Below are 19,968 nucleotides of genomic sequence, written 5' to 3' on the forward strand. Positions count from 1 at the left end.
AAGAGAGCCCCACCGTGCACACGGGGCCTTCGCAGCTGCCCAAGGCGAGTAGCTGATACTGAACGAGGCGCATACCGGGCACGCGGGGCGGGGGCTCCGTCCTCAAGGCGCTCAGCGCCGCAGAGGGGGCACTCCCCCGCCCGCGTTGTCCGGTGAAGCCTCGACTGCAACAGGCGCAGCCTAGACACAGAAAACCCCCGCCGTCCTGTAGCGAACTACAGCACGGCGGGGGTTTCACGTACGCTCCCCTGCGGGCGCATCCTCAACGGCAACAAACCAACCAGCTACGGGCTGGCGGGCAAGCCGCGGCAGGACGTCTTACGCGAGCAGGGTCGGCTTCACCTGACGGAGCTTATCCAGCAGACCGTTCACGAACTTCGGAGATTCATTCGTGGACAGCACACGCGCCAGACCGACAGCCTCAGAAATTGCGACAGCATCCGGAACTTCGTCATTGTACAGAAGCTCCCAAGTGCCAATACGCAGCACGGCACGGTCCACGGCGGGCATACGCTCGAAGGACCAGTCACGGGCGTAAGTCTCCACAAACTCGCGGATCTCTTCGTCGTGGTCGCGAACGCCACGAATGATTTCCTCAGAGTAAGCAGAGATCTGCGCCACCGTGTACAGTCGGCGGCGGCGGAGTACCTCAATATAATCTTCGTTGCGCTGATCCGCCTCGAAGAGCACTTCGAGGGCGCGCAATCGGGCTTTCGTACGCGAATTCATTAGTCGTTCACGCGACCGAGGTACTCACCGGTGCGGGTATCAACCTTGACCTTGGTGCCGGTCTCCAGGAACAGGGGAACCTGGATCTCGTAGCCGGTCTCAACGGTTGCGGGCTTGGTGCCGCCGGTGGAGCGGTCACCCTGCAGGCCGGGCTCGGTGTAGGTGATTTCGAGGACCACGGATGCGGGCAGCTCGATGTACAGGGGGCTACCCTCGTGCATTGCGATGGTTGCGGTCTGGGATTCGAGCATGTAGTTTGCTGCGTCGCCGACAACGGTTGCGGGAACGTTGATCTGGTCGTAGGTCTTCATGTCCATGAAGACGTAGTCGTCGCCGTCCTGGTACAGGTACTGGTAGTCGGAGCGGTCAACGGTTGCGGTTTCGATCTTAGCGCCAGCGTTGAAGGTGCGGTCGACGACCTTGCCGGAGGTAACGTTGCGCAGCTTGGTGCGGACGAACGCGCCACCCTTACCGGGCTTCACGTGCTGGAACTCAACGACGGACCAGAGGTTGCCGTCAATCTTCAGGACGGCGCCGTTCTTAATATCGGTAGTGGATGCCATGGGGCTCTCCTTCGTGTCATCGACGCTCACGCCGTAGTGGTACCCGGCGAGGCGCTAAGTTTTCAATGAGCAAAAATATGTCCCGTACATTCTACAGGATGCGCACGAGTTTGCCTAGCAGGGGCGCCACAGTTTTTCTGTGGCTCCCCCGCTCGGCCACCGCGCGGAAGCAATCACACGAAGGCGACCAAGTGAAGTCAACCACGTGGCCGGGCGCGCCCGGCGACTATACGGGACTCACAACTACTCGGAGATAATCTCCTGGTAGGTCATGTACAGGATCGAGTCGTCCGGCACCTCGTAGACGCGCGGGCGAGCCAAACCGTCAAGAATGATGAAGCGTAGCAGGTTGCCGCGTGCCTTCTTGTCGCGGCGCATTGCTTCGAGCAGCTGGGGCCATGCGTCTGCCTTGTAGGAGGTGGGCAGGCCCAGCGATTCGAGGATGCGGCGGGTGCGTGCCACGAGTTCTTCGTCGGCGTGGCCGGTTGCCAGCGCCAGTTCGGCGGCGTACACCATGCCGACGGACACTGCCGCGCCGTGGCGCCACTGGTAACGCTCGTTGCGTTCGATAGCGTGGGCGAGGGTGTGGCCGTAGTTCAGGATTTCGCGGCGGCCGGACTCGCGCAGGTCCTCGGAGACAACCTCAGCCTTCACGCGCACGCTGCGTTCAATGAGTTCACGCATGACGGCGGACTGCGAGTCGCGCACAGCCTGCGGGTTCGCCTCGATCAGGTCGAGGATTTCGGGGTCGGCGATGAAGCCGCACTTGACGACCTCACCCATACCGGTCAGCAGTTCGTGCTCGGGCAGGGTGCGCAGGGTGCCAATCTCGCAGAGCACCGCGGCGGGCGGCCAGAACGCGCCGACCAGGTTCTTACCCTCGGCGGTGTTGATGCCGGTCTTACCACCCACAGCCGCATCCACCATGCCGAGCAGGGTGGTCGGAATGTGGATGACGCGCACGCCGCGCAGCCAGGTTGCCGCCACGAAGCCGGCAACGTCGGTAATAGCGCCGCCACCCACGGAAATAATAGCGTCAGTGCGGGTGAAGTCGTTCTGACCGAGCACCTGCCAGCAGAACGCCGCCACCTGGTAGTGCTTTGCCTCCTCAGCGTCGGGAATCTCGGCGCTGAACGACTCGTAACCCATCGCGCGCAGGTCCTCCATGACCAGCTCACCGGTGGAACGCAGGGCACGCGGGTGAATCACGAGCACCTTCTTGGTGCGGTTGCCCAGAATTTCGGGGATTTTACCGAGCAGGTTGTGGCCAATCAGCACCTCGTAGTTCTCGCGCGGGGAGCTACCGGTCACCGGAATACGGGTGATGTCCGCTTCGCCGGAAGCGCCGAAGGTGGGCTGAGTGCTCATCGTGTGTCCTTTCACAGGAGAGTGGGGGTAGGAGGGGGTCAGGAGTTGTTCGCCCGTGCCTTGCGGCTGGCGGTGACGTACGCCTGAATCTCTGCGGTCATCTCGGTAATGGGGCGGCCGCCGCGAGCGTCCAGGGTGAAGTGCGCCAGCTCCTCATAGCGGCTGCGGCGACGCTCAAAAATATCGGTCCAGCGCTCGACCGGGTTCGGCTGCAGCAACGGACGGGTCTTATTGCCGGTAATGCGCGGGGTGACGGTCTCGGCGTCAACCAGAATGTACACCACGCACTCGTCCCTGAGGAGCTCCGCAACCGAATCGGTCATGGGCGCGCCGCCACCGAGCGAAAACACCGTGTTGCGGTACACCGGGGAGGTCAGCACCTCTTCGATGGTCTTACGTTCCAGCTCGCGGAAGTGCGCCTCACCAAAAATCTCGAAAATTTCGGAGACCTCACCGTAGCGTTCCACAATCAGCTGGTCGGCGTCGAGGAACTCGTAGCCGTAGAAACGCGCCAGGTGCGTACCAATGTAGGTCTTACCCGCCGCCATGGGGCCAATGAGCACGATAGGGCGCGACTGCTCGGCAAAGTTCTCGTGCATCTCGCGCACCTGCTGGGGGTGGATGCGGGCGGACTCCTCGATCTCGCCGGGCTCAAGTTCAAGAGGCTCAAGTTTACCGGGCTCGAGCTCGGCGTTCAGCTCCGCCTCGGATGCGGCGCGCGCCTCAATCTCGGCCGCGGCCTCGGCGGAGTCCACCGCCGCGATTTCCTCAGCCGCAGACTCGGCCGCAGAAACCTGCACCTTGCCGAATAGCGCCGGGGTCGGACGTAGCGGCTTAGCCACAGCGGGCTTGGGTGCAGCGGGCTTGGGTGCGGGGGCAGAGGTTGCGCTCTCCCCCGCCGCGGGCTGAGCCTGCTTCGGTGCGGTCGGCTTGGGAGCTACCGGCTTCGGGGCGGCGGGCTTGGGTGCGGGGGGTACGGGGGTTGCGGAAGTTTCGGCCTGTGCCGACTCCTCGCGAGGCTCCTCCTCGGCCATGCCCTGCAGGGCGCTGAGCAGCTTCAGGCGCAGGTCCTCGTCCAGACCGAGCGCCGGGTCGGCGTCCTCAGACACCGAGGAGGCGTACAGGCGTACACCCTGCGTGCTCGCCGTAGTAGCGGCGGCGGGCAGGGGGCGGGTGCCAGAACGCATCAGGTCAGCGGGGGTGGGCACGCGAGAAGCCGGGCGCACAGAAGAAACAGATGCGGCAGTCTCACGAACCCCAGCGCCCGCAGCCTCAACACTCTGCTCAGCCGCAGCAGGTACACCGGGTTCAGATACACCGGATTCTGCGCCGGTTTCCGGGCGCGGCGAAGCGCCCCCTCGCGCACGCTGCGTTGCCGCAGCAATACGCGCAAGGGGGCTCGAAGCGACCGGGCGAACACCCTGCTCCACAGAAACCTCCCCGGAACCGCGACCCTTCGTGCCGCGGCCCTCAGACTCCGCCGGAAGGGGCACTACGCGTCCCAACCAGCCACGTTAGACTCCCACGCCAGAGACGCCGGAATAGCGTCCAGGTAGGAATCCATGTTGCGGCGAGTCTCACCAATCGAGTCGCCGCCAAACTTCTCCAGCGCGGCCTCGGCCAGCACCAGGGCGACCATAGCCTCCGCCACCACACCGGCGGCGGGAACGGCGCACACGTCCGAACGCTGGTGGTGGGCGCGAGCCTCCTCACCGGTGGAGGTGTCAATGGTCTTCAGGGCCTTCGGCACGGTCGCAATCGGCTTCATGGCCGCACGCACGCGCAGCAGGTCGCCGATGCTCATGCCGCCCTCAATGCCACCTGCACGGTTGGTATCGCGGGTCACGCCGTGCTCGCCAATGGAAATCTCGTCGTGAGCGGCAGTGCCCGGGCGGTCGGCGGTCGCGAAACCGTCGCCCACCTCAACGCCCTTAATAGCCTGAATACCCATCAGGGCGGCGGCCAGGCGCGCGTCCAGGCGGCGGTCCCAGTGCACGTACGAACCCAGTCCGGGAGGCATACCGTACGCGAGCACCTCAACCATGCCGCCGAGAGTCTCTCCGTCCTTGTGCGCCTCGTCCACGCGCTGAACCATCGCGTCGGAGGTTGCCTTGTCGAAGCAGCGCAGCGGGTCAGCGTCCAGCTGCTCAACGTTGCGGGGCGAAGGCACGGGGGCACCCTCGGGAGCGTGCACGCCACCCACAGCCACGGTGTGAGAGACCAGCTCAACACCCAGAGCCTTCAGAATCTGAGCGGCGACCACGCCGAGCGCCACGCGGGTCGCGGTCTCACGTGCGGAGGCACGCTCCAGCACCGGGCGAGCCTCAGAGAAGTTGTACTTCTGCATGCCGGTAAAGTCGGCGTGACCGGGGCGCGGGCGAGTCAGCGCCGCGTTACGCGCGCGGTGCTCAATCAGCTTGGGGTCAACCGGATCGGAGCTCATCACGTCGGTCCACTTGGGCCACTCGGTGTTAGCAATCTCAATAGCGACCGGGCCGCCCTGAGTCAGGCCGTGACGCACACCGCCGAGGATGCGCACGCGGTCCTCCTCGAACTTCATGCGGGCACCGCGGCCGTAGCCCAGGCGGCGGCGAGCCAGGGCGTCACGCACCATGTCGCTGGTGAGTTCCACACCGGCGGGAACGCCCTCAATGATGCCGACGAGCGCCTCGCCGTGGGATTCTCCGGCAGTGAGCCAACGAAGAGCCATAGGTTAACCTCTTTTCGTGTCACCCGCACCGGCGCGCAGGTGGAAGGAATAATAATTCTTCACGTGTATAAATAGTGTATAAAATGCCCGTTTACTGAGCGAGTGAAAGCACGCTTTTTTCACGAAACGGAAGCACGAGGCGCAAGATCAACCGCCGCGCACATCGCATTCACCAAATCCAGTAGCTCACCCTCAGACAGGGTGCGGTCGGTAAACAGCAGCACCTGCTCCACCGCCTGATACAGCAGCATCTCCAGGCCAGAAACCACCGTGCCGCCGTTCGCCTCCCAGGCGCTCGCCAGCACCGAAGGCCACGGGTTATACGCAACATCGAGCAGTACCGGCTGGTGCGTTGCGGAGGTGCCCTTCAGCCCGCTCAGCTGGCTCGCCCACTCGTCCGCCGCGCGGGCCGGTAGCGTAGAAATCACCGGGTGATGACCGCGCTCCGCAAGATTCTGCGGCAAATCAGCCAGGGAAACCTGCTCCAGCTGAACGCCCAAGCGGTCCGCCGCCTCCTGCACGCTACCGAGCTTATGCAGGGAACGGGCGTACACGCTCGCGCGGCGGTAACCCAGCTTATGCAGGGCGGTCAGGGCGGAAATCGCGGTCGCTCCCCCGCCAATCACGGCGGGCTCGTCGCGCTCGTGGTTCGGCTTCAGACCCGCGTGCAGCAGCGCGTTCACGATGCCGATCACGTCGGTGTTATCGCCCAGCACCCTCTCGCCGCGCGGGTACACCGTGTTCACCGCACCGGTCACGTGGGCAGTCTCACTCAGCTCATCGCAGTACTGAATGACGGCGGTCTTCAACGGCATCGTCACCGACAGGCCCGCAATATACGGGGCTTCCTCGGTGCCAGCCGGGTTACGCACGCCGCGCATAATCGCCGGCAAATCATCAGGCAGAGTATCGCGACGATCGTACTCGAGGTTCGCCTCGCCCAGGTACGCGTACGCGGCCCGATGCAGCGCGGGCGAGAGCGAATGGGCAATCGGGTGGCCCAGCACGTAGGCGCGGCGAAGATACGGGGCTTCGCGGTACGGTTCAGTCTTCATCGATACTCTTTCGCTCTCAATGCCGGGTCACGGACGGCCGCGGGGGCCACCTCCCATTTTAGCGGGTACAGCAAAGGCGGGCACCGTCCCACTCTCGTGGGAACGGTGCCCGCCCTCTACATCAGCTGCAGCTTAGTTACAGCGGCCCGGGTGCTTCGAGCACCACTGGTTGTACTCTTCCACGTAACGCTGGTGCTCAGCGTAAGTGCGGGAGTACTTGGTCTCGCCGGAATCCAGGTCGACGGTCACCCAGTAGTAGTACGGGTTCTTCTCCGGAGCGGCGGCGGCCTTGATGGACGCCAGCTGCGGGGAACCAATCGGACCCTTCGGCAGACCCTTGTTCGCGTACGTGTTGTACTTGTTGCTCTTGTCTGCCTTCTGCTCCTCCGTCAGGTGGTAGGAGCGGACACCCAGACCGTAGGTCACGGTTGCGTCCGACTGAATCAGGCCGGAGGTCTCACCATCCGGGTTGTTCAGACGGTTCTCAATGATGCCCGCAACCGCCACGTAGTCCTTCGGCTGAGCCTCAAGCTCCACGATGGAGGCGATGGTCAGCACCTCGAAGGTCTTCTGATCGCCGCTCACGCCGGCTTCCTTCAGGTCGGCCTTGGTCTTATCGACCATGGTCTGAATGACCTTCTTGATGTCGGTGTCCTTCGGGAATCGGTACTCGCCCGGGTGCAGCCAACCCTCAATCGAGGGGAAGTTGCTCGGCACGCCGTACTGCGTGTAGTTCTGCACGGCCTCTTCCACCTGCTTGCGGGTGAACGCGCCGTCAGAACCGGAAACGATCAGGTCGATGGTCTCGGTCACGCGCTTACCCTGCGGAATCGCCAAGTACAGCACGTTACTGTTCGCCTCGATAATCGTGTTGATTGCGCTCGAGCTGCTCATGTGCTGCTGAAGCTCGTAGGTGCCCGGCTGCAAGTACTTGCCGTTGCTTTCCTTGCTGTACACCTCGACGAACTTATCGGCGTCGGCAATCACGCCGGCCGCCTCCAGCTCGTTCGCCACCTGCGCGGTGGACTGGCCCGAGCGGATCGTGAAGGTCACGGTCGTGCCGTTACCGCCGCCGGAGTAGTCGCGCGTCTTGAACGGGTCGTACCGCGTGATGAAAGCGGCAGAAATAATCACCAGGGCCGCCACGAAGAGCGACATGGCGCTCAGCATGATGGCGCGGCGACGGCGCTTGCGAGCACGCAGAGTCGCTACAGAGACAATCTCGTGCTCCAAGGTAATGCCGGTAATGCCTTTTTCCTCATCGGCTTTCGTCGGCCGAAAAAGGTCCAGACCGCTCTCTTCGGGGTGTTCCTCGGAATGTTTATTCTTTTCGGTCACTGAAGGTTCTCCGTTTCATTGACGGCACCAACCGCAGCCCCTTCTAACTCGTGCGGTCGGTTCTCTTCGTGGGCCGGATCGCTCACCTTGTACCCGGCTACGGACTGCCCTGCCTTGAGGGCGTCCAGGCTGTACTGCAAAATGTTCACAGCCGCCACCTGGTCAACCATAGTCTTGAAGTCTCGGCTGGATACCCCAGCCTCGTGCAGTGCACGGTGAGCGCTCACGGTGGTGAGTCGCTCATCCACCAGCCAAATGTTAATGTGTGTCTTATTTTCGGCGTCCAGCTCGGAGCGCAGAGCCTGAGCGTATTCCCGAGCCATCTCGGTCGAGGAGGACTCCCCGCCGCGCATGGTCTTCGGAAGCCCGACGAACACCTCGACCACCTCGTTCACCTCAATCAGCTTGCGTAGCACGCGACGATCGGAGTTCTTCTTCTCGTCGCGACGCAGCGTCTTGAGCGGGGTGGCGAGGATGCCGTCGGGGTCGCTGAGGGCGGTGCCGACGCGGGCCTTACCCACGTCAACACCCATCCGCACTCCGCGCTGGAATTCTGCCATGTTTAGGCCTGAGCCTGTGCGATAGCGTCGCGAACGGCGTCCAGAGCGGCACCAATCTTGGATGCATCCTGGCCACCGCCCTGGGCGACGTCGTCCTTACCGCCGCCGCCACCGCCGAGAACACCGGCAGCAACGCGAACCAGTGCGCCAGCCTTCACGCCGGCGGAGCGAGCGCCCTCGGTGGTTGCCACGAGGATCACGGGACGGCCGTTAGATACGCCGGCCACGGCCACCACGGCGGCCTCGGAACCGAAGCGGGAACGCAGGTCCAGGGCCAGCTCGCGCACGCCGTTGGCGTCCAGCTCGCCGGCGTTGTGGGCCAGAACGCGCACGGAGCCGATGGTCTGTGCGTTCTCCAGAAGCTTGCCGGCCTCGGCCTGCAGCTTCTCGCGACGCAGCTGAGCCAGCTCCTTCTCGGCTGCCTTCAGCTTAGCCAGGGTCTGGTTGATCTTCTCGGGCAGGTCTGCGGAGGACTGAACCTTCATCAGGCCGGTCAGCTGGTTCACCAGGGTGCGCTCAGCTGCCAGGTGGTTGAAGGAGTCCAGACCCACCAGGGCCTCGACGCGGCGGTTGCCGGAGCCCACGGAGCTCTCGGTCAGCAGCGACAGCGAACCAATCTCGGCAGAGGTGCCCACGTGGGTACCACCGCACAGCTCGCGGGAGAAGTCGCCGCCAATCTCAACCACGCGCACCACGTCGCCGTACTTCTCGCCGAAGAGGCTCATGGCACCCAGAGCCTTCGCCTCGGCCAGCGGCATCACGCGGGTAATCACCTCGTGGTTGTCGCGGATGGCGAGGTTAGCAACCTCTTCCACCTCGCGCTTAGCGGACTCGGACAGGCCCTCGCCCCACGCGAAGTCGAAGCGCAGGTAGCCTTCCTTGTTGAAAGAGCCACGCTGGGTAGCCTCGTTGCCGAGCACCTGGTGCAGGGCAGCGTGGATGATGTGGGTACCGGAGTGTGCCTTCTCACCGTCGCGGCGGCGCTGCACGTCAACCTGTGCCACAACATCGGCACCGACGTGAGCCTCGCCCTCGCGCACGATGGCGCGGTGAACGCTCAGGCCCTTGACGGGCTGCTGAACGTCCTGAACGTCAATGATGAAGCCGTTACCGGTAATCACACCGGTGTCGGCTGCCTGGCCACCGGCCTCGGCGTAGAACGGGGTTTCGTCCAGGACGACCTCAATCTTGTCGCCGGCCTTGGCGGCGGGCACGGACACGCCGTCCACCAGGATGGCGCGCAGCTTGGTCTCGGTGCGCAGCTCGGTGTAACCGGTGAAGATGGAGCCGCGCTCGTCCACGAGCTTACGCAGCTCGGAGAGGTCGGCGAAGGCACCCTTCTTAGCCTTGGCGTCAGCCTGTGCGCGGTGGCGCTGCTCGGCCATCAGCTCGCGGAAGGCCTTCTCGTCAACCTTCACGCCGGCCTCGGCGGCCATCTCGAGGGTCAGGTCAATCGGGAAGCCGTAGGTGTCGTGCAGCGCGAAGGCCTCGGCGCCGGAAACGGAGTTCGAGCCGTCCTTCTTAGCGGCGGCCACGGCCTCTTCCAGGCGCTCGGTACCGGTCTCGATGGTGTGCAGGAACGCCTTCTCCTCGGCGTAGGCAATGCGGGAAATACGCTCGAAGTCGTCAGCCACATACGGGAAAGCACCCTTCATCGCATCACGCGAAGCCGGGAACAGCACGGGCAGGCAGGGCTCGGTCACGCCCAGCAGGCGCATAGCGCGGATCGCGCGGCGCATCAGGCGGCGCAGAATGTAGCCGCGACCCTCGTTCGAGGGGGTCACGCCGTCAGCAATCAGCATGAGCGAAGAACGGATGTGGTCGGCCACCACGCGCATGCGCACGTCATCCTCGTAGCCCTCGTCCTCGGCGGACTCGGAGCCGTGGTACTTCTTGCCGGACAGCTTAGAAGCAGCATCCAGCACGGGGCGCACCTGGTCGGTCTCGTAGAAGTTCTCGACACCCTGCAGCAGCATGGCCAGACGCTCAACGCCCAGACCGGTATCGATGTTCTTCTTCGGCAGGTCGCCCAGAATCTCGAAGTCGTCCTTGCCGATGCCCTCGCCACGCTGGTACTGCATGAACACGAGGTTCCAGATCTCGATGTAGCGGTCGTCGTCAGCCGCCGGGCCGCCTTCCTTACCGTAGGCGGGGCCGCGGTCGTAGAAAATCTCGGAGTCGGGGCCTGCGGGGCCGGGCTGGCCGGTGGACCAGTAGTTCTCCTTCATGCCCATGCGCTGAATACGCTCAGCCGGGAAGCCCACCTTGTTGTGCCAAATATCGAACGCCTCGTCGTCACCCTCATAAATGGTGACCCACAGGCGCTCCGGATCCAGACCGAAGCCGCCCTGATCCTGCGGGGTGGTCAGCAGCTCGTAAGCGAAAGGAATCGCCTGCTCCTTGAAGTAATCACCGAAGGAGAAGTTACCAGCCATCTGGAAGAAGGTACCGTGACGTGCGGTCTTACCGACCTCTTCGATGTCCAGGGTGCGGATGCACTTCTGCACGCTGGTCGCGCGGGAGAACGGAGGGGTCTCACGGCCCAGGAAGTAGGGAATGAACGGAACCATGCCGGCGATGGTGAACATGGCGCCGGGTTCGTTCGAAATCAGCGATGCCGAAGGCACCACGGTGTGGCCGCGGGAAGCGAAGAAATCGATCCAGCGCTTGGAAATCTCCTGTGAGAGCATCTCGTTCCTTTGAATAATCTGTGCGAAATTCTAAATAGTCTACTGACCTATGGTGCCTGTCCGAGAGCAAAATGGCTAATCGAGGGGCCATTATGGGCCCCTCCAACACCCTCACGCGACGGGCAAGTCGGTTCGGTAGACGGCGGCCTTTCGGCCAAAGTCTAGTTAGTTGAAGAAGTCATCCCCGAGCTCGCGATCGCGGGCGATGCGCTGCTCGCGCGCCTTCTCCAGCGAGGCGATCTGCGACTCCACCTCAATGAGCTCACGCTCGGCAATGCGGCGGTTTGCGGCCTCAATCTCGGTCGTGCTCATGCCCCTCTCCCAGGTGTCAAGGGAACCGGGACGCAGGTCCTGCTTCTGGCGCTCCACCTTGGCGTTGAGCTCCATCTCCTTCTCCTGCATACCCTCGCGCACGCGAGCGGCGAACTCGACGGCCTTTAGCGCGTAGGGCTGCAGGGGCTTGCCGAGGGGCGAATCGAAGAATTTTGCCATCTGAGACTCCGGGTTGAGGGCCAGCTCGCCGTGCTCACGCTTGAGCAGGGCGCTACCGGGGGTACGCTGTGCGGGCTCCGAAGAGGAAGCGCGTCGGGAGGCAAGGTAGCCCGCCGCGGCACCGGCACCGAGCAGAAGAACGGAACGGAGCAGACCCATTAGTTCTCACCGCCCGCGGAGGTGCCACCCTGCTGGCCGGACTTGTTGCCGCCGCGGAAGGCCTGGCGCACGCCATAGGAGAAGGAGGCCACCTTAATCAGCGGCTGACCCACGGTCGAGGTCACCAGCGAGGACAGGGCCGAAACGTTCGCGGAGGCGTCCGAAACGTTCGAGGTGATGTCGTCAACCTTCTCGAGCTGCTCGTTGGTGGTCACCACGGTGCGGGTTACCTCTTCAATGAGCGGCGCGGTGCTCTGGTTGAGCGAACGAATCGTCACAATCAACTCATCAAACACCTTGGTCAGGCGAATAATGGGAAGGGCCAACAGCGCCACGAGAATCGCGAAAACTCCCGCCGCAATCAGGCCTGCAATATCTCCGCCAGTCATCTGTACCTCATTTCGCGTAACGCATGGTGCTTGTCAATAGTCGTACTCACCGGCGCGCCGCCGTGGCGCATCGGTCGGACTGCCTACACAGTTCAATCCCTTATTCTAGTCGAAAATTCCTTCTCGCGCCCCTCAAACTCTCATGAAACTCCCAGGATTGAACAATTCACAGGTTCCCGAATAAGCCGATGCGAAGCCCGCATCCGAGGGGCAGAACCCCAAGCCGGGCCCTTAAACGGGAACAACCCGTCCCCCACCGAAACGGTACGGAACGGGTTGCTTCTCGAAAAATCGAGATTATGCCAGACGCGAGTAGTACTCAACGACCAGCTGCTCGTCGCAGATCACGGGGATCTCTTCGCGCTTGGGCTTGCGCTCAAGCTTTGCGTGCAGCTTCTCGATCTCAACGTTCAGGTATGCGGGAACCTCGGGCAGAACTGCCTGGTGCTCACCAGCAGCCGCAGCCTGGAAGGGGGCAGTCTTCTCAGCCTTGGGGTGAACGTGAATCAGCTGGCCGGGCTTGACGAGGAACGAGGGGCGGTCCACGCGAACACCGTCAACCAGAATGTGACGGTGAACAACCATCTGACGTGCCTGTGCAATGGTGCGGGCGAAACCTGCACGCAGAACCAGGGCATCGAGGCGGGTCTCGAGCAGCTCGACCAGGTTCTTACCGGTCTGGCCCTCGGTACGCTTTGCCTCGAGGTATGCGCGGCGCATCTGTGCCTCGCGGATGTTGTACTGAGCGCGCAGACGCTGCTTTTCCTTCAGCTGGGTAGCGTAGTTGGAGTCAGCCTTCTTGCGGGCACGGCCGTGCTGGCCGGGGCCGTAAGGACGACGCTCGAGGTACTTTTCTGCCTTCGGGGTCAGTGCAATGCCCAGGGCACGGGACTGACGCACGGTACGGCGGGTGCGGTTGTGCTTAGCCACAATCTACCTTTCTATGTGAGGCTCCTGCACCCTCACGGGTGGGGCCTCGGTCTGTTTGGATACTGGCCTCCTCGGGTGACCTCGCCGTGGCCCGCGCGCGACCGATTCGGTCGTTGCTGCGCGGCGGTGAGGCGGAGAGCGCGAGGCAGAGTACCTCGCAGCTACATTACTCATGCTCGCACGGATGCGGGCATAGCAATTGCCAGACCCGTCAAGCTTACCGGATGCGCCCCGGCTTTACCACCCTTTTGGGGAATCTTTAGTTTAAATTGCCGTTTGTGTGGGTTTTTGACATATACCCACACGAACCCCACGGGGAATATTTACACCCGTCAGAACCATTTAGGGGAGCCTTTCTCGCAAAATTGCCGGGCTCAGATGTTGGATTGTAATCAATCCGTTATTTTTAACCTGTGAATCTATGGGATTAGCTTGCTTTCGGGTTCTCGCATCGCCTAGACTAGGCGTACAAGCTTGGCGTCCGCCCTTCCGGGACTGGCCGACGGTCAAGACATCTATCACAACTCAAACTCTGATGCGGTGCGCAGTACGACCGAGGTACTGCGCACCGCATTTTGCGTGTGCTCACTGTCTGCTGTCCTATAGACGGGCCGGCGCGGGTGGTTTGCGTGATAAGTCCGCGCGGCTAGTTCATGCGGCTGACTGGTTCGTGCGGCTAAACCATTCAGCCAACCGGCCCGCGCGGCTAATTAGCACGGCTAGTCTGCGCGAGTAGTCTACGCAGCAAGCGCGCGCCGCGGCTAGTTCGCGCGGTGAAACGGCACGGCCCCTCCGTGCGGCTAGTTGCCGCCGTCAAGAATCCTGCGGATACGCTCACGACGCTCCGTCAACGTACGCTCAAAACCGTGCTGAGTCGGCTCGTAGTACACCGTGCCGCGCAGGGTATCCGGCAGGTACTGCTGCGCCGCCACGTGGCCCGGCGCATCGTGTGCGTAGATATAGCCGTCGCCGTGACCAAACTGCTTAGCCCCCGCATAGTGGGCGTCGCGCAGGTGCACCGGAACCTGACCCGAAGCACCCGCACGGACATCAGCAATCGCGCGGTTAATCGCGTTATAGGCGGCGTTCGACTTCGGCGCGAGCGCACAATAAATCACCGCCTGCGAGAGGATAATGCGCGCCTCCGGCATGCCCACCAGCGCCACCGACTGCGCCGCGGCCGTCGCCACCTGCAGCGCCTGCGGATCGGCCAGGCCAATGTCCTCGCTCGCCAGAATCATGATGCGACGCGCCACGAAACGCGGATCCTCGCCGCCCTCCAACATGCGCGCCAGATAGTGCACCGCGGCATCAGCGTCGGAACCGCGCATAGACTTGATGAACGCGCTCACCACGTCATAGTGCTGGTCACCCGAACGGTCGTAACGAATCGCGGCGCGGTCCACCGCCTCCACGGCGTGCGCTAGGGTGATGCGCACGGGCGCGGCGGGTTCGGGGTCCTTCTCCCCCGCCGGGTCCTCCGAGTCTTCGGCGGGGTCGGACTGAGCGGGGTCATTCTCAGCCGGGTTGGTTTCGGCGGCCTCTGCCGAAGCCTGTTCGGCCTCGCTGAACGCGATGGCGGCCGCCGCCTCCAGCGAGGTCAGGGAGCGGCGAGCGTCGCCTCCAGAAACCGCCGCGAGGTGGGCGCGCGCATCCGCATCAATGACCGCCGCACCGTCAAAACCGCGCGGATCGGCCAACGCACGGTTAATCAGCCGCTCAATATCGGACTGCTCCAGCGAATGAACCCGCAGTAACAGCGAGCGCGACAGTAGCGGCGAAATAATGCTGAACGACGGGTTCTCGGTCGTGGCCGCCACCAGAATCACCCAGCGGTTCTCCACGCCGGGCAGGAGCGCATCCTGCTGAGCCTTCGTGAAACGGTGAATCTCATCGAGGAACAGCACGGTGGTCGTGCCGTACATGTCGCGGTCGAGCAGCGCCTGATCCATGACCGCGCGAACGTCCTTCACACCCGCGGTAATCGCCGAAAGTTCCACGAACTTGCGACCCGGCGCGCGCGCAATCACGTGCGCCAGAGTGGTCTTACCCGTACCCGGAGGGCCGTACAGAATCACCGAGGACGGGCCAGCCGGGCCGGCGTTCTCCCCCGCCAACACGCGCAGGGGCGAGCCGGGGGTCAGCAGGTGCTCCTGGCCGAGAACCTCGTCAATCGTGCGCGGACGCATGCGCACCGCCAACGGCGCGCGAGACGCCGAACGGGCAGAGCGCGCACGCGACGCAGAGGTGCGCGAGGAGGCGGACTCCTCGGCGGGCGCACCAATCAGGCTCACGCGGTCCCCGTCGTCGGGCAACTCAAGATCAAAGAGGGAATCAGCCATAGTCTTACTCTATCGTTTCACAGGCTTGAGGTGGGCGCGGGGTGCGGATTTAGCTCGCGGCGTGAAGCCACATGGGTTTCCGGTGGGGTTTCGATAGGTTAGTATCTTCGCCGCGGGTTCATAACCCAGGGGTAGGGTTTATAGCCCCGGGACGATTCGCTCGCCGATTGAGGTGCCGACCCTAGAGAGTCTCGCTGTCGAGAATCAGGGTCACCGGGCCGTCATTGACCAGCTCCACCTGCATGTCCGCGCCGAACACGCCCGTCTCAACGTGCAGGCCGTGGCCGCGCAGCGCCTGAACGTAGTCGTTGAACAGCGGCTCGCTCACCGGGCCCGGGGCCGCGGCAGACCAGGAGGGGCGGCGGCCCTTCTTCGCATCCCCGTAGAGGGTGAACTGGCTGACCGCCAGCACGGGCGCGCCCTCATCCAGCAGGGACTTCTCCCCCTCCAGCAGGCGCAGGTTCGCGGTCTTATCGGCAAGCTTCGCAACCTGCGCCGCACCGTCACCGTGCGTGATACCGACCAGCACCAGGTAGCCGGGCTGCTCAATCGCGCCGACCGTCTCGCCGTTCACGCGCACCGCCGCGCGGGTTACGCGCTGAATAACTACTCGCATCGTTCACCTTTCATCATGGAGCCGGCTTTCGCCGGGCTCGAGCATCTCTTTCGATACCATCCGCGGCGGTCGGTTTAGAAGGAGCCGCAGTTCTAGAGCCAGCCGCCTCAGAGCACGCCGCGTAGCTGCACGGCACGCAAAAACTGGTTCGCCGCCCGCGGGGTACGGAACTCAATAAAACGCTTCTGCAGATGCTGCCCGCGAGCCTCCGCCAGCAGCTGGCCCACGTGCGGGTAGCTCCTCCACGTGTACCGAATCATGTTGTCCGGGTCCCGCAGAATATCTTTCAGCGGCGGTTCCACGTTATCAGCCCACAGCTTCTGACCCGTCACCGCACGGCGCACCGTCCGGCGAACCACACGCCACATGACCACCGCGCGGCTATAGCGCAGGTAAATCACCACATCCGCACGCTCCAGCAGGCGGCCGCGCACCTGCGGATACTGCCACTCCGTAATCCACGCAGGCCGCTCGATGAGCGCCTGAACGTCCGCCTCGAAGCTAGGGCGTGGGGTCCAGTTCGGCCCCCAGTGCAGCGAGTCCATCTCCGTATGCGGAATGTCCAGGATGCGCCCCAACCGCGCCGCGAACGTCGTCTTACCGCTACCGCTCGGGCCGGCAATCAGAATACGCATGCTCCCCTCCCCCCTTTGGTTAGTACACAAATCGGCACGCACGCCAGTTGATACAAAAGGTGGGCTGCGACCCTGCACCAGCAGAATACACAGCCCACCCTCAACGGCGACCCCGGCAAGACCCGAGCCTCACAGCTCGGAGCTCAAAGCTCAAGACTCAATGCCCCCGTCGGGTAATCGCCGCACAGCCCCGCACCCCGCACGGGGTGCAAGACCAAAGACTGGAGAAGATTACTCCTCGTCCTTCTTCTTCGGCTTGAAGTCCACGCCAGCTTCCTTACGCTGCTCCGGAGTAATCGGTGCAGGAGCCGCAGTCAGCGGATCATAACCGTTACCGGTCTTCGGGAACGCAATAACCTCGCGAATCGAATCAACGCCAGCCAGCAGAGACACGACACGGTCCCAACCGAACGCAATACCACCCATGGGCGGTGCGCCGTACTTGAACGCATCCAGCAGGAAGCCGAACTTCTCCTGAGCCTCTTCCTCACCAATGCCCATCACGCCAAACACGCGTTCCTGCACGTCACGGCGGTGAATACGGATCGAACCGCCACCAATCTCGTTACCGTTGCAGACAATGTCGTAAGCGTACGCCAGAGCCGAACCCGGGTCGGTGTCAAAGGTATCCATGAACTCGGGCTTCGGGGAGGTGAACGCGTGGTGCACGGCAGTCCATGCGGAGTGGCCCAGAGCCACGTCACCGGACTCAGTAGCCTCAGCAGCAGACTCGAACATGGGGGCATCAACAACCCACACGAAGGACCACTCGCCGTCCTTAATCAGGCCGGTACGGTGACCAATCTCAACACGAGCAGCACCCAGCAGCGCGCGGGAAGCCTTAGCCTCACCAGCAGCGAAGAAGATGCAGTCGCCGGGCTTTGCGCCGGTTGCGGCGGCCAGACCCTCGCGCTCAGCGTCGGTAATGTTCTTAGCCACCGGACCGGTCAGCTCACCGTCCTCCTGAATGAGAACGTAAGCCAGGCCCTTAGCGCCGCGCTGCTTAGCCCACTCCTGCCAAGCGTCCAGGGTGCGGCGGGGCTGGGATGCGCCACCGGGCATCACAACGGCGCCCACGTAGGGAGCCTTGAACACGCGGAAAGTGGTGTCCTTGAAGTACTCGGTCAGCTCGGTCAGCTCCAGGCCGAAGCGCAGGTCGGGCTTGTCCGAACCGTACTTCTCCATCGCATCCTTGTAGGTCATGCGCTGAATCGGGCGGGGAACCTTCACGTCAATCAGGTTCCACACAGCCTCAACGATGCGCTCGCCCAGGTCAATGATGTCTTCCTGGTCAATGAACGAAGCCTCAATGTCCAGCTGGGTGAACTCGGGCTGACGGTCGGCGCGGAAGTCCTCGTCACGGTAGCAGCGGGCAATCTGGTAGTACTTCTCAATACCGCCCACCTGCAGCAGCTGCTTGAACAGCTGCGGGGACTGCGGCAGAGCGTACCACGAACCCGGAGCCAGACGAGCCGGCACCAGGAAGTCGCGTGCACCCTCGGGGGTGGAACGGGTCAGGGTCGGGGTCTCAACCTCAATGTAGCCGTCCTCGGCCAGCAGGTTGCGTGCCGCACGGTTCGCGTCCGAACGCAGGCGCATGATGCGAGCCGGCTCCGGGCGGCGAAGATCCAGGTAGCGGTAGCGCAGGCGCGCCTCCTCACCCACCTCAACGTGCTCGTCAATCTGGAAAGGCAGCGGGGCCGCGGTGTTCAGCACCTCAACGGTGGACACCTCAACCTCAATCTCACCGGTGGCCAGGTTCGGGTTCTCGTTACCCTCCGGGCGCTTGGAAACCTTACCGGTCACGCGCAGAACGTACTCGTTGCGCAGGTGCTCGAAGTCAGCCTCGTTGTGGAAAACGCACTGGGTGACGCCCTCGCGGTCACGCAGGTCAACGAAGGCGACGCCACCGTGGTCGCGGCGACGAGCCACCCAACCGGTCAGGGTGACGGTCTCTCCAATGTTTGCGGCGGTCAGCTCGCCGTTGGTGTGAGTGCGAAGCACAGACATTCCTTTCATAGCGAGCACCTCACGACTATAGACAGTAGCCGGGTACTCGCGGTTGATGATATGCGCACACTGCGTGCGCCTTATCCATTGTAGCCCGTCTTGCCGGGGCATGGACTCTCTCGCGGAAGGAGGTTGGTAGGAGCTGCGAGGGGCGGTTTCGGTTTGTGGGTGGTTTAGTCGCGTTTGGGGTGGTTAAGACCCACCGCAGATGCGACTAAACCATGTTTCAAGTGACTAAACCACCCACCGGACTACTCAGACCCCGATACTAGATCACCCAGAATCCATCCGACGGGACGAACCCCTCCCCTGTGGATGGGCAACCTCCTTCGTCTTCAGCCGAGTTATCCACAGATTTTGATTTTCGCCACGTGCAACGGCCACGATATGACAGCCTGGTGGGTATGAACTCCCTGACCGCCCCCACCCCACGAACCGTCGAACTATACTCCCTCGTGCTGACCACGCGCATCCTTAAGCTGCGGGGAATCGGCGCGAGGGAAGTCAACAGACTGATAGCCTCCGGGACCCTGCAACGTATTCAGCGAGGAGCCTACATCTACGCCTCCGATGCTACCGGCCTTCGAGACGACGATCGGCTTCGTGTACGATGCATCGCCGCCCACAAGGCCGGCCTGCAAGGGGTCTTCTCGCACGAATCAGCCGCGGTGCTCTGGGGGCTCGACCTGATGGGCGTTCCGGCAAGGCTCAACGTGTGTAGCAACGCTAAAAGTCCCTCGGACCGGGGGCGAATCCGTCGGTACCGATTTACTCTTGACCCCGGCGAGGTGACCGTAATTCCGGGCACATCCATTCCCGTCACAACAGTGACTCGCACGCTGCAGGATTGCGTGCGGACCATGCCTTTTCGGAACGCCGTGGTGCTGACCGACTCCGTGATGCGGCGGGGGCTCCTAACGCCCGAGGCTGTGACCGACGCCCTCACGCACCTCACCGGGCGCGGCGGTCGCTCGAATGGGTCGCTCGTTGTTCGGGCGATGGATGCATCCAGCGAGTCGGCCGGCGAAAGCCTCACCCGATGCCTACTCATGGAGCACGAGCTGCCCTCCCCCGTGACCCAGTACCCGATTGTGTGCGAGGGCCGACGCTACCGAACGGATTTCGCTTGGCCCGAGCTACGGGTCATTCTCGAGTTTGACGGTGAACAGAAGTACGTCGATTACCCGGGCCGAGACCGGCAGGAGGCGGCCCGCGACCGGGCGCTCACCCGCGCCGGCTGGACGGTTATACACCTGACCTGGGCCGATATCTTCCAGAAGGAACCGGAAGTCGTGGCCCACCTGCGAAGGTTGCTTCTGCGGTGAACCCGGTCGCCTCTCAATGGGTCGCGGTTTCGGTTTGTGGGTGGTTTAGTCGCGTTT

18 protein-coding genes are annotated in these 19,968 nt (G+C 63.2%); 1 reads left to right on the forward strand and 17 read right to left on the reverse strand.

Annotation, left to right across the window (positions count from 1 at the left end; all coding sequences use genetic code 11):
• Window positions 1-318 precede the first annotated feature (318 nt).
• The 17 genes from nusB to HMPREF2944_RS09410 all read right to left on the reverse strand — a co-directional run bounded on the left by nusB (window position 319) and on the right by HMPREF2944_RS09410 (window position 19,227).
• Window positions 319-729 carry a transcription antitermination factor NusB gene (nusB, locus tag HMPREF2944_RS07300; protein ID WP_005505934.1) on the reverse strand — a complete coding sequence of 137 codons (411 nt, stop codon included), beginning with the start codon at window positions 727-729 and terminating at the stop codon, window positions 319-321.
• Window positions 729-1,292, reverse strand: coding sequence for an elongation factor P (gene efp / locus HMPREF2944_RS07305; protein ID WP_005505932.1), 564 nt, complete (start codon window positions 1,290-1,292; stop codon window positions 729-731). The genes nusB and efp overlap by 1 nt, the downstream gene beginning before the upstream one ends.
• Before the next feature lie 243 nt (window positions 1,293-1,535).
• The gene (aroB, locus tag HMPREF2944_RS07310) at window positions 1,536-2,660 is read right to left on the reverse strand and encodes a 3-dehydroquinate synthase (RefSeq protein ID WP_070681998.1); all 1,125 of its coding nucleotides are present in this window, start codon (window positions 2,658-2,660) and stop codon (window positions 1,536-1,538) included.
• A 38-nt stretch (window positions 2,661-2,698) separates the two neighbouring features.
• On the reverse strand, window positions 2,699-4,153 hold the full coding sequence (locus tag HMPREF2944_RS07315; RefSeq protein WP_070682001.1) for a shikimate kinase: 1,455 nt from the start codon (window positions 4,151-4,153) through the stop codon (window positions 2,699-2,701).
• Complete coding sequence (gene aroC, locus HMPREF2944_RS07320; protein ID WP_070682004.1) at window positions 4,153-5,370, reverse strand: chorismate synthase; 1,218 nt, start codon at window positions 5,368-5,370, stop codon at window positions 4,153-4,155. The genes HMPREF2944_RS07315 and aroC overlap by 1 nt, the downstream gene beginning before the upstream one ends.
• A gap of 119 nt (window positions 5,371-5,489) precedes the next feature.
• Window positions 5,490-6,425 carry a shikimate dehydrogenase gene (locus tag HMPREF2944_RS07325; RefSeq protein ID WP_070682007.1) on the reverse strand — a complete coding sequence of 312 codons (936 nt, stop codon included), beginning with the start codon at window positions 6,423-6,425 and terminating at the stop codon, window positions 5,490-5,492.
• 132 nt (window positions 6,426-6,557) lie between these two features.
• The gene (gene mltG / locus HMPREF2944_RS07330) at window positions 6,558-7,763 is read right to left on the reverse strand and encodes an endolytic transglycosylase MltG (RefSeq protein WP_070682010.1); all 1,206 of its coding nucleotides are present in this window, start codon (window positions 7,761-7,763) and stop codon (window positions 6,558-6,560) included.
• Complete coding sequence (gene ruvX, locus HMPREF2944_RS07335) at window positions 7,760-8,323, reverse strand: Holliday junction resolvase RuvX (RefSeq protein ID WP_049334270.1); 564 nt, start codon at window positions 8,321-8,323, stop codon at window positions 7,760-7,762. The genes mltG and ruvX overlap by 4 nt, the downstream gene beginning before the upstream one ends.
• A 2-nt stretch (window positions 8,324-8,325) precedes the next feature.
• Complete coding sequence (gene alaS, locus HMPREF2944_RS07340) at window positions 8,326-11,013, reverse strand: alanine--tRNA ligase (protein WP_049334271.1); 2,688 nt, start codon at window positions 11,011-11,013, stop codon at window positions 8,326-8,328.
• Window positions 11,014-11,178: 165 nt separating this feature from the next.
• Complete coding sequence (locus HMPREF2944_RS07345) at window positions 11,179-11,664, reverse strand: peptide chain release factor 4 (protein WP_070682013.1); 486 nt, start codon at window positions 11,662-11,664, stop codon at window positions 11,179-11,181.
• A complete protein-coding gene (locus tag HMPREF2944_RS07350) occupies window positions 11,664-12,053 on the reverse strand; it encodes a DUF948 domain-containing protein (protein ID WP_049334273.1) in 390 nt (129 codons plus the stop codon). The genes HMPREF2944_RS07345 and HMPREF2944_RS07350 overlap by 1 nt, the downstream gene beginning before the upstream one ends.
• 297 nt (window positions 12,054-12,350) lie before the next feature.
• The gene (gene rpsD, locus HMPREF2944_RS07355; RefSeq protein ID WP_070682016.1) at window positions 12,351-12,983 is read right to left on the reverse strand and encodes a 30S ribosomal protein S4; all 633 of its coding nucleotides are present in this window, start codon (window positions 12,981-12,983) and stop codon (window positions 12,351-12,353) included.
• An 800-nt stretch (window positions 12,984-13,783) separates the two neighbouring features.
• On the reverse strand, window positions 13,784-15,325 hold the full coding sequence (locus HMPREF2944_RS07360; RefSeq protein WP_070682019.1) for a replication-associated recombination protein A: 1,542 nt from the start codon (window positions 15,323-15,325) through the stop codon (window positions 13,784-13,786).
• Between the two features lie 181 nt (window positions 15,326-15,506).
• Complete coding sequence (dtd, locus tag HMPREF2944_RS07365) at window positions 15,507-15,941, reverse strand: D-aminoacyl-tRNA deacylase (protein WP_070682022.1); 435 nt, start codon at window positions 15,939-15,941, stop codon at window positions 15,507-15,509.
• 107 nt (window positions 15,942-16,048) lie between these two features.
• A complete protein-coding gene (locus HMPREF2944_RS07370; RefSeq protein WP_070682025.1) occupies window positions 16,049-16,576 on the reverse strand; it encodes a P-loop NTPase family protein in 528 nt (175 codons plus the stop codon).
• 231 nt (window positions 16,577-16,807) lie between these two features.
• On the reverse strand, window positions 16,808-18,580 hold the full coding sequence (gene aspS, locus HMPREF2944_RS07375) for an aspartate--tRNA ligase (RefSeq protein ID WP_070682028.1): 1,773 nt from the start codon (window positions 18,578-18,580) through the stop codon (window positions 16,808-16,810).
• A 449-nt stretch (window positions 18,581-19,029) separates the two neighbouring features.
• Entirely contained in the window at window positions 19,030-19,227 is a 198-nt protein-coding gene (locus HMPREF2944_RS09410) for a hypothetical protein (protein WP_246826285.1), read from the reverse strand.
• A gap of 219 nt (window positions 19,228-19,446) precedes the next feature.
• Here HMPREF2944_RS09410 and HMPREF2944_RS09415 point away from each other — a divergent pair, with 219 nt between their 5' ends.
• Entirely contained in the window at window positions 19,447-19,911 is a 465-nt protein-coding gene (locus HMPREF2944_RS09415) for an endonuclease domain-containing protein (protein ID WP_246826286.1), read from the forward strand.
• Window positions 19,912-19,968 lie beyond the last annotated feature (57 nt).

The sequence above is a fragment of the Rothia sp. HMSC072E10 genome (assembly GCF_001813965.1).
GTDB lineage: Bacteria > Actinomycetota > Actinomycetes > Actinomycetales > Micrococcaceae > Rothia > Rothia mucilaginosa_A.

Coding starts and splice junctions, on each gene's coding strand:
- HMPREF2944_RS07360 (WP_070682019.1), bottom strand. CDS start 15,325: ATGGCTGATTCCCTCTTTGATCTTGAGTTGCCCGACGACGGGGACCGC.
- HMPREF2944_RS07370 (WP_070682025.1), bottom strand. CDS start 16,576: ATGCGTATTCTGATTGCCGGCCCGAGCGGTAGCGGTAAGACGACGTTC.
- HMPREF2944_RS07345 (WP_070682013.1), bottom strand. CDS start 11,664: ATGGGTCTGCTCCGTTCCGTTCTTCTGCTCGGTGCCGGTGCCGCGGCG.
- HMPREF2944_RS07325 (WP_070682007.1), bottom strand. CDS start 6,425: ATGAAGACTGAACCGTACCGCGAAGCCCCGTATCTTCGCCGCGCCTAC.
- aroC (WP_070682004.1), bottom strand. CDS start 5,370: ATGGCTCTTCGTTGGCTCACTGCCGGAGAATCCCACGGCGAGGCGCTC.
- alaS (WP_049334271.1), bottom strand. CDS start 11,013: ATGCTCTCACAGGAGATTTCCAAGCGCTGGATCGATTTCTTCGCTTCC.
- nusB (WP_005505934.1), bottom strand. CDS start 729: ATGAATTCGCGTACGAAAGCCCGATTGCGCGCCCTCGAAGTGCTCTTC.
- efp (WP_005505932.1), bottom strand. CDS start 1,292: ATGGCATCCACTACCGATATTAAGAACGGCGCCGTCCTGAAGATTGAC.
- aroB (WP_070681998.1), bottom strand. CDS start 2,660: ATGAGCACTCAGCCCACCTTCGGCGCTTCCGGCGAAGCGGACATCACC.
- HMPREF2944_RS07350 (WP_049334273.1), bottom strand. CDS start 12,053: ATGACTGGCGGAGATATTGCAGGCCTGATTGCGGCGGGAGTTTTCGCG.
- dtd (WP_070682022.1), bottom strand. CDS start 15,941: ATGCGAGTAGTTATTCAGCGCGTAACCCGCGCGGCGGTGCGCGTGAAC.
- ruvX (WP_049334270.1), bottom strand. CDS start 8,323: ATGGCAGAATTCCAGCGCGGAGTGCGGATGGGTGTTGACGTGGGTAAG.
- HMPREF2944_RS09415 (WP_246826286.1), top strand. CDS start 19,447: ATGCCTTTTCGGAACGCCGTGGTGCTGACCGACTCCGTGATGCGGCGG.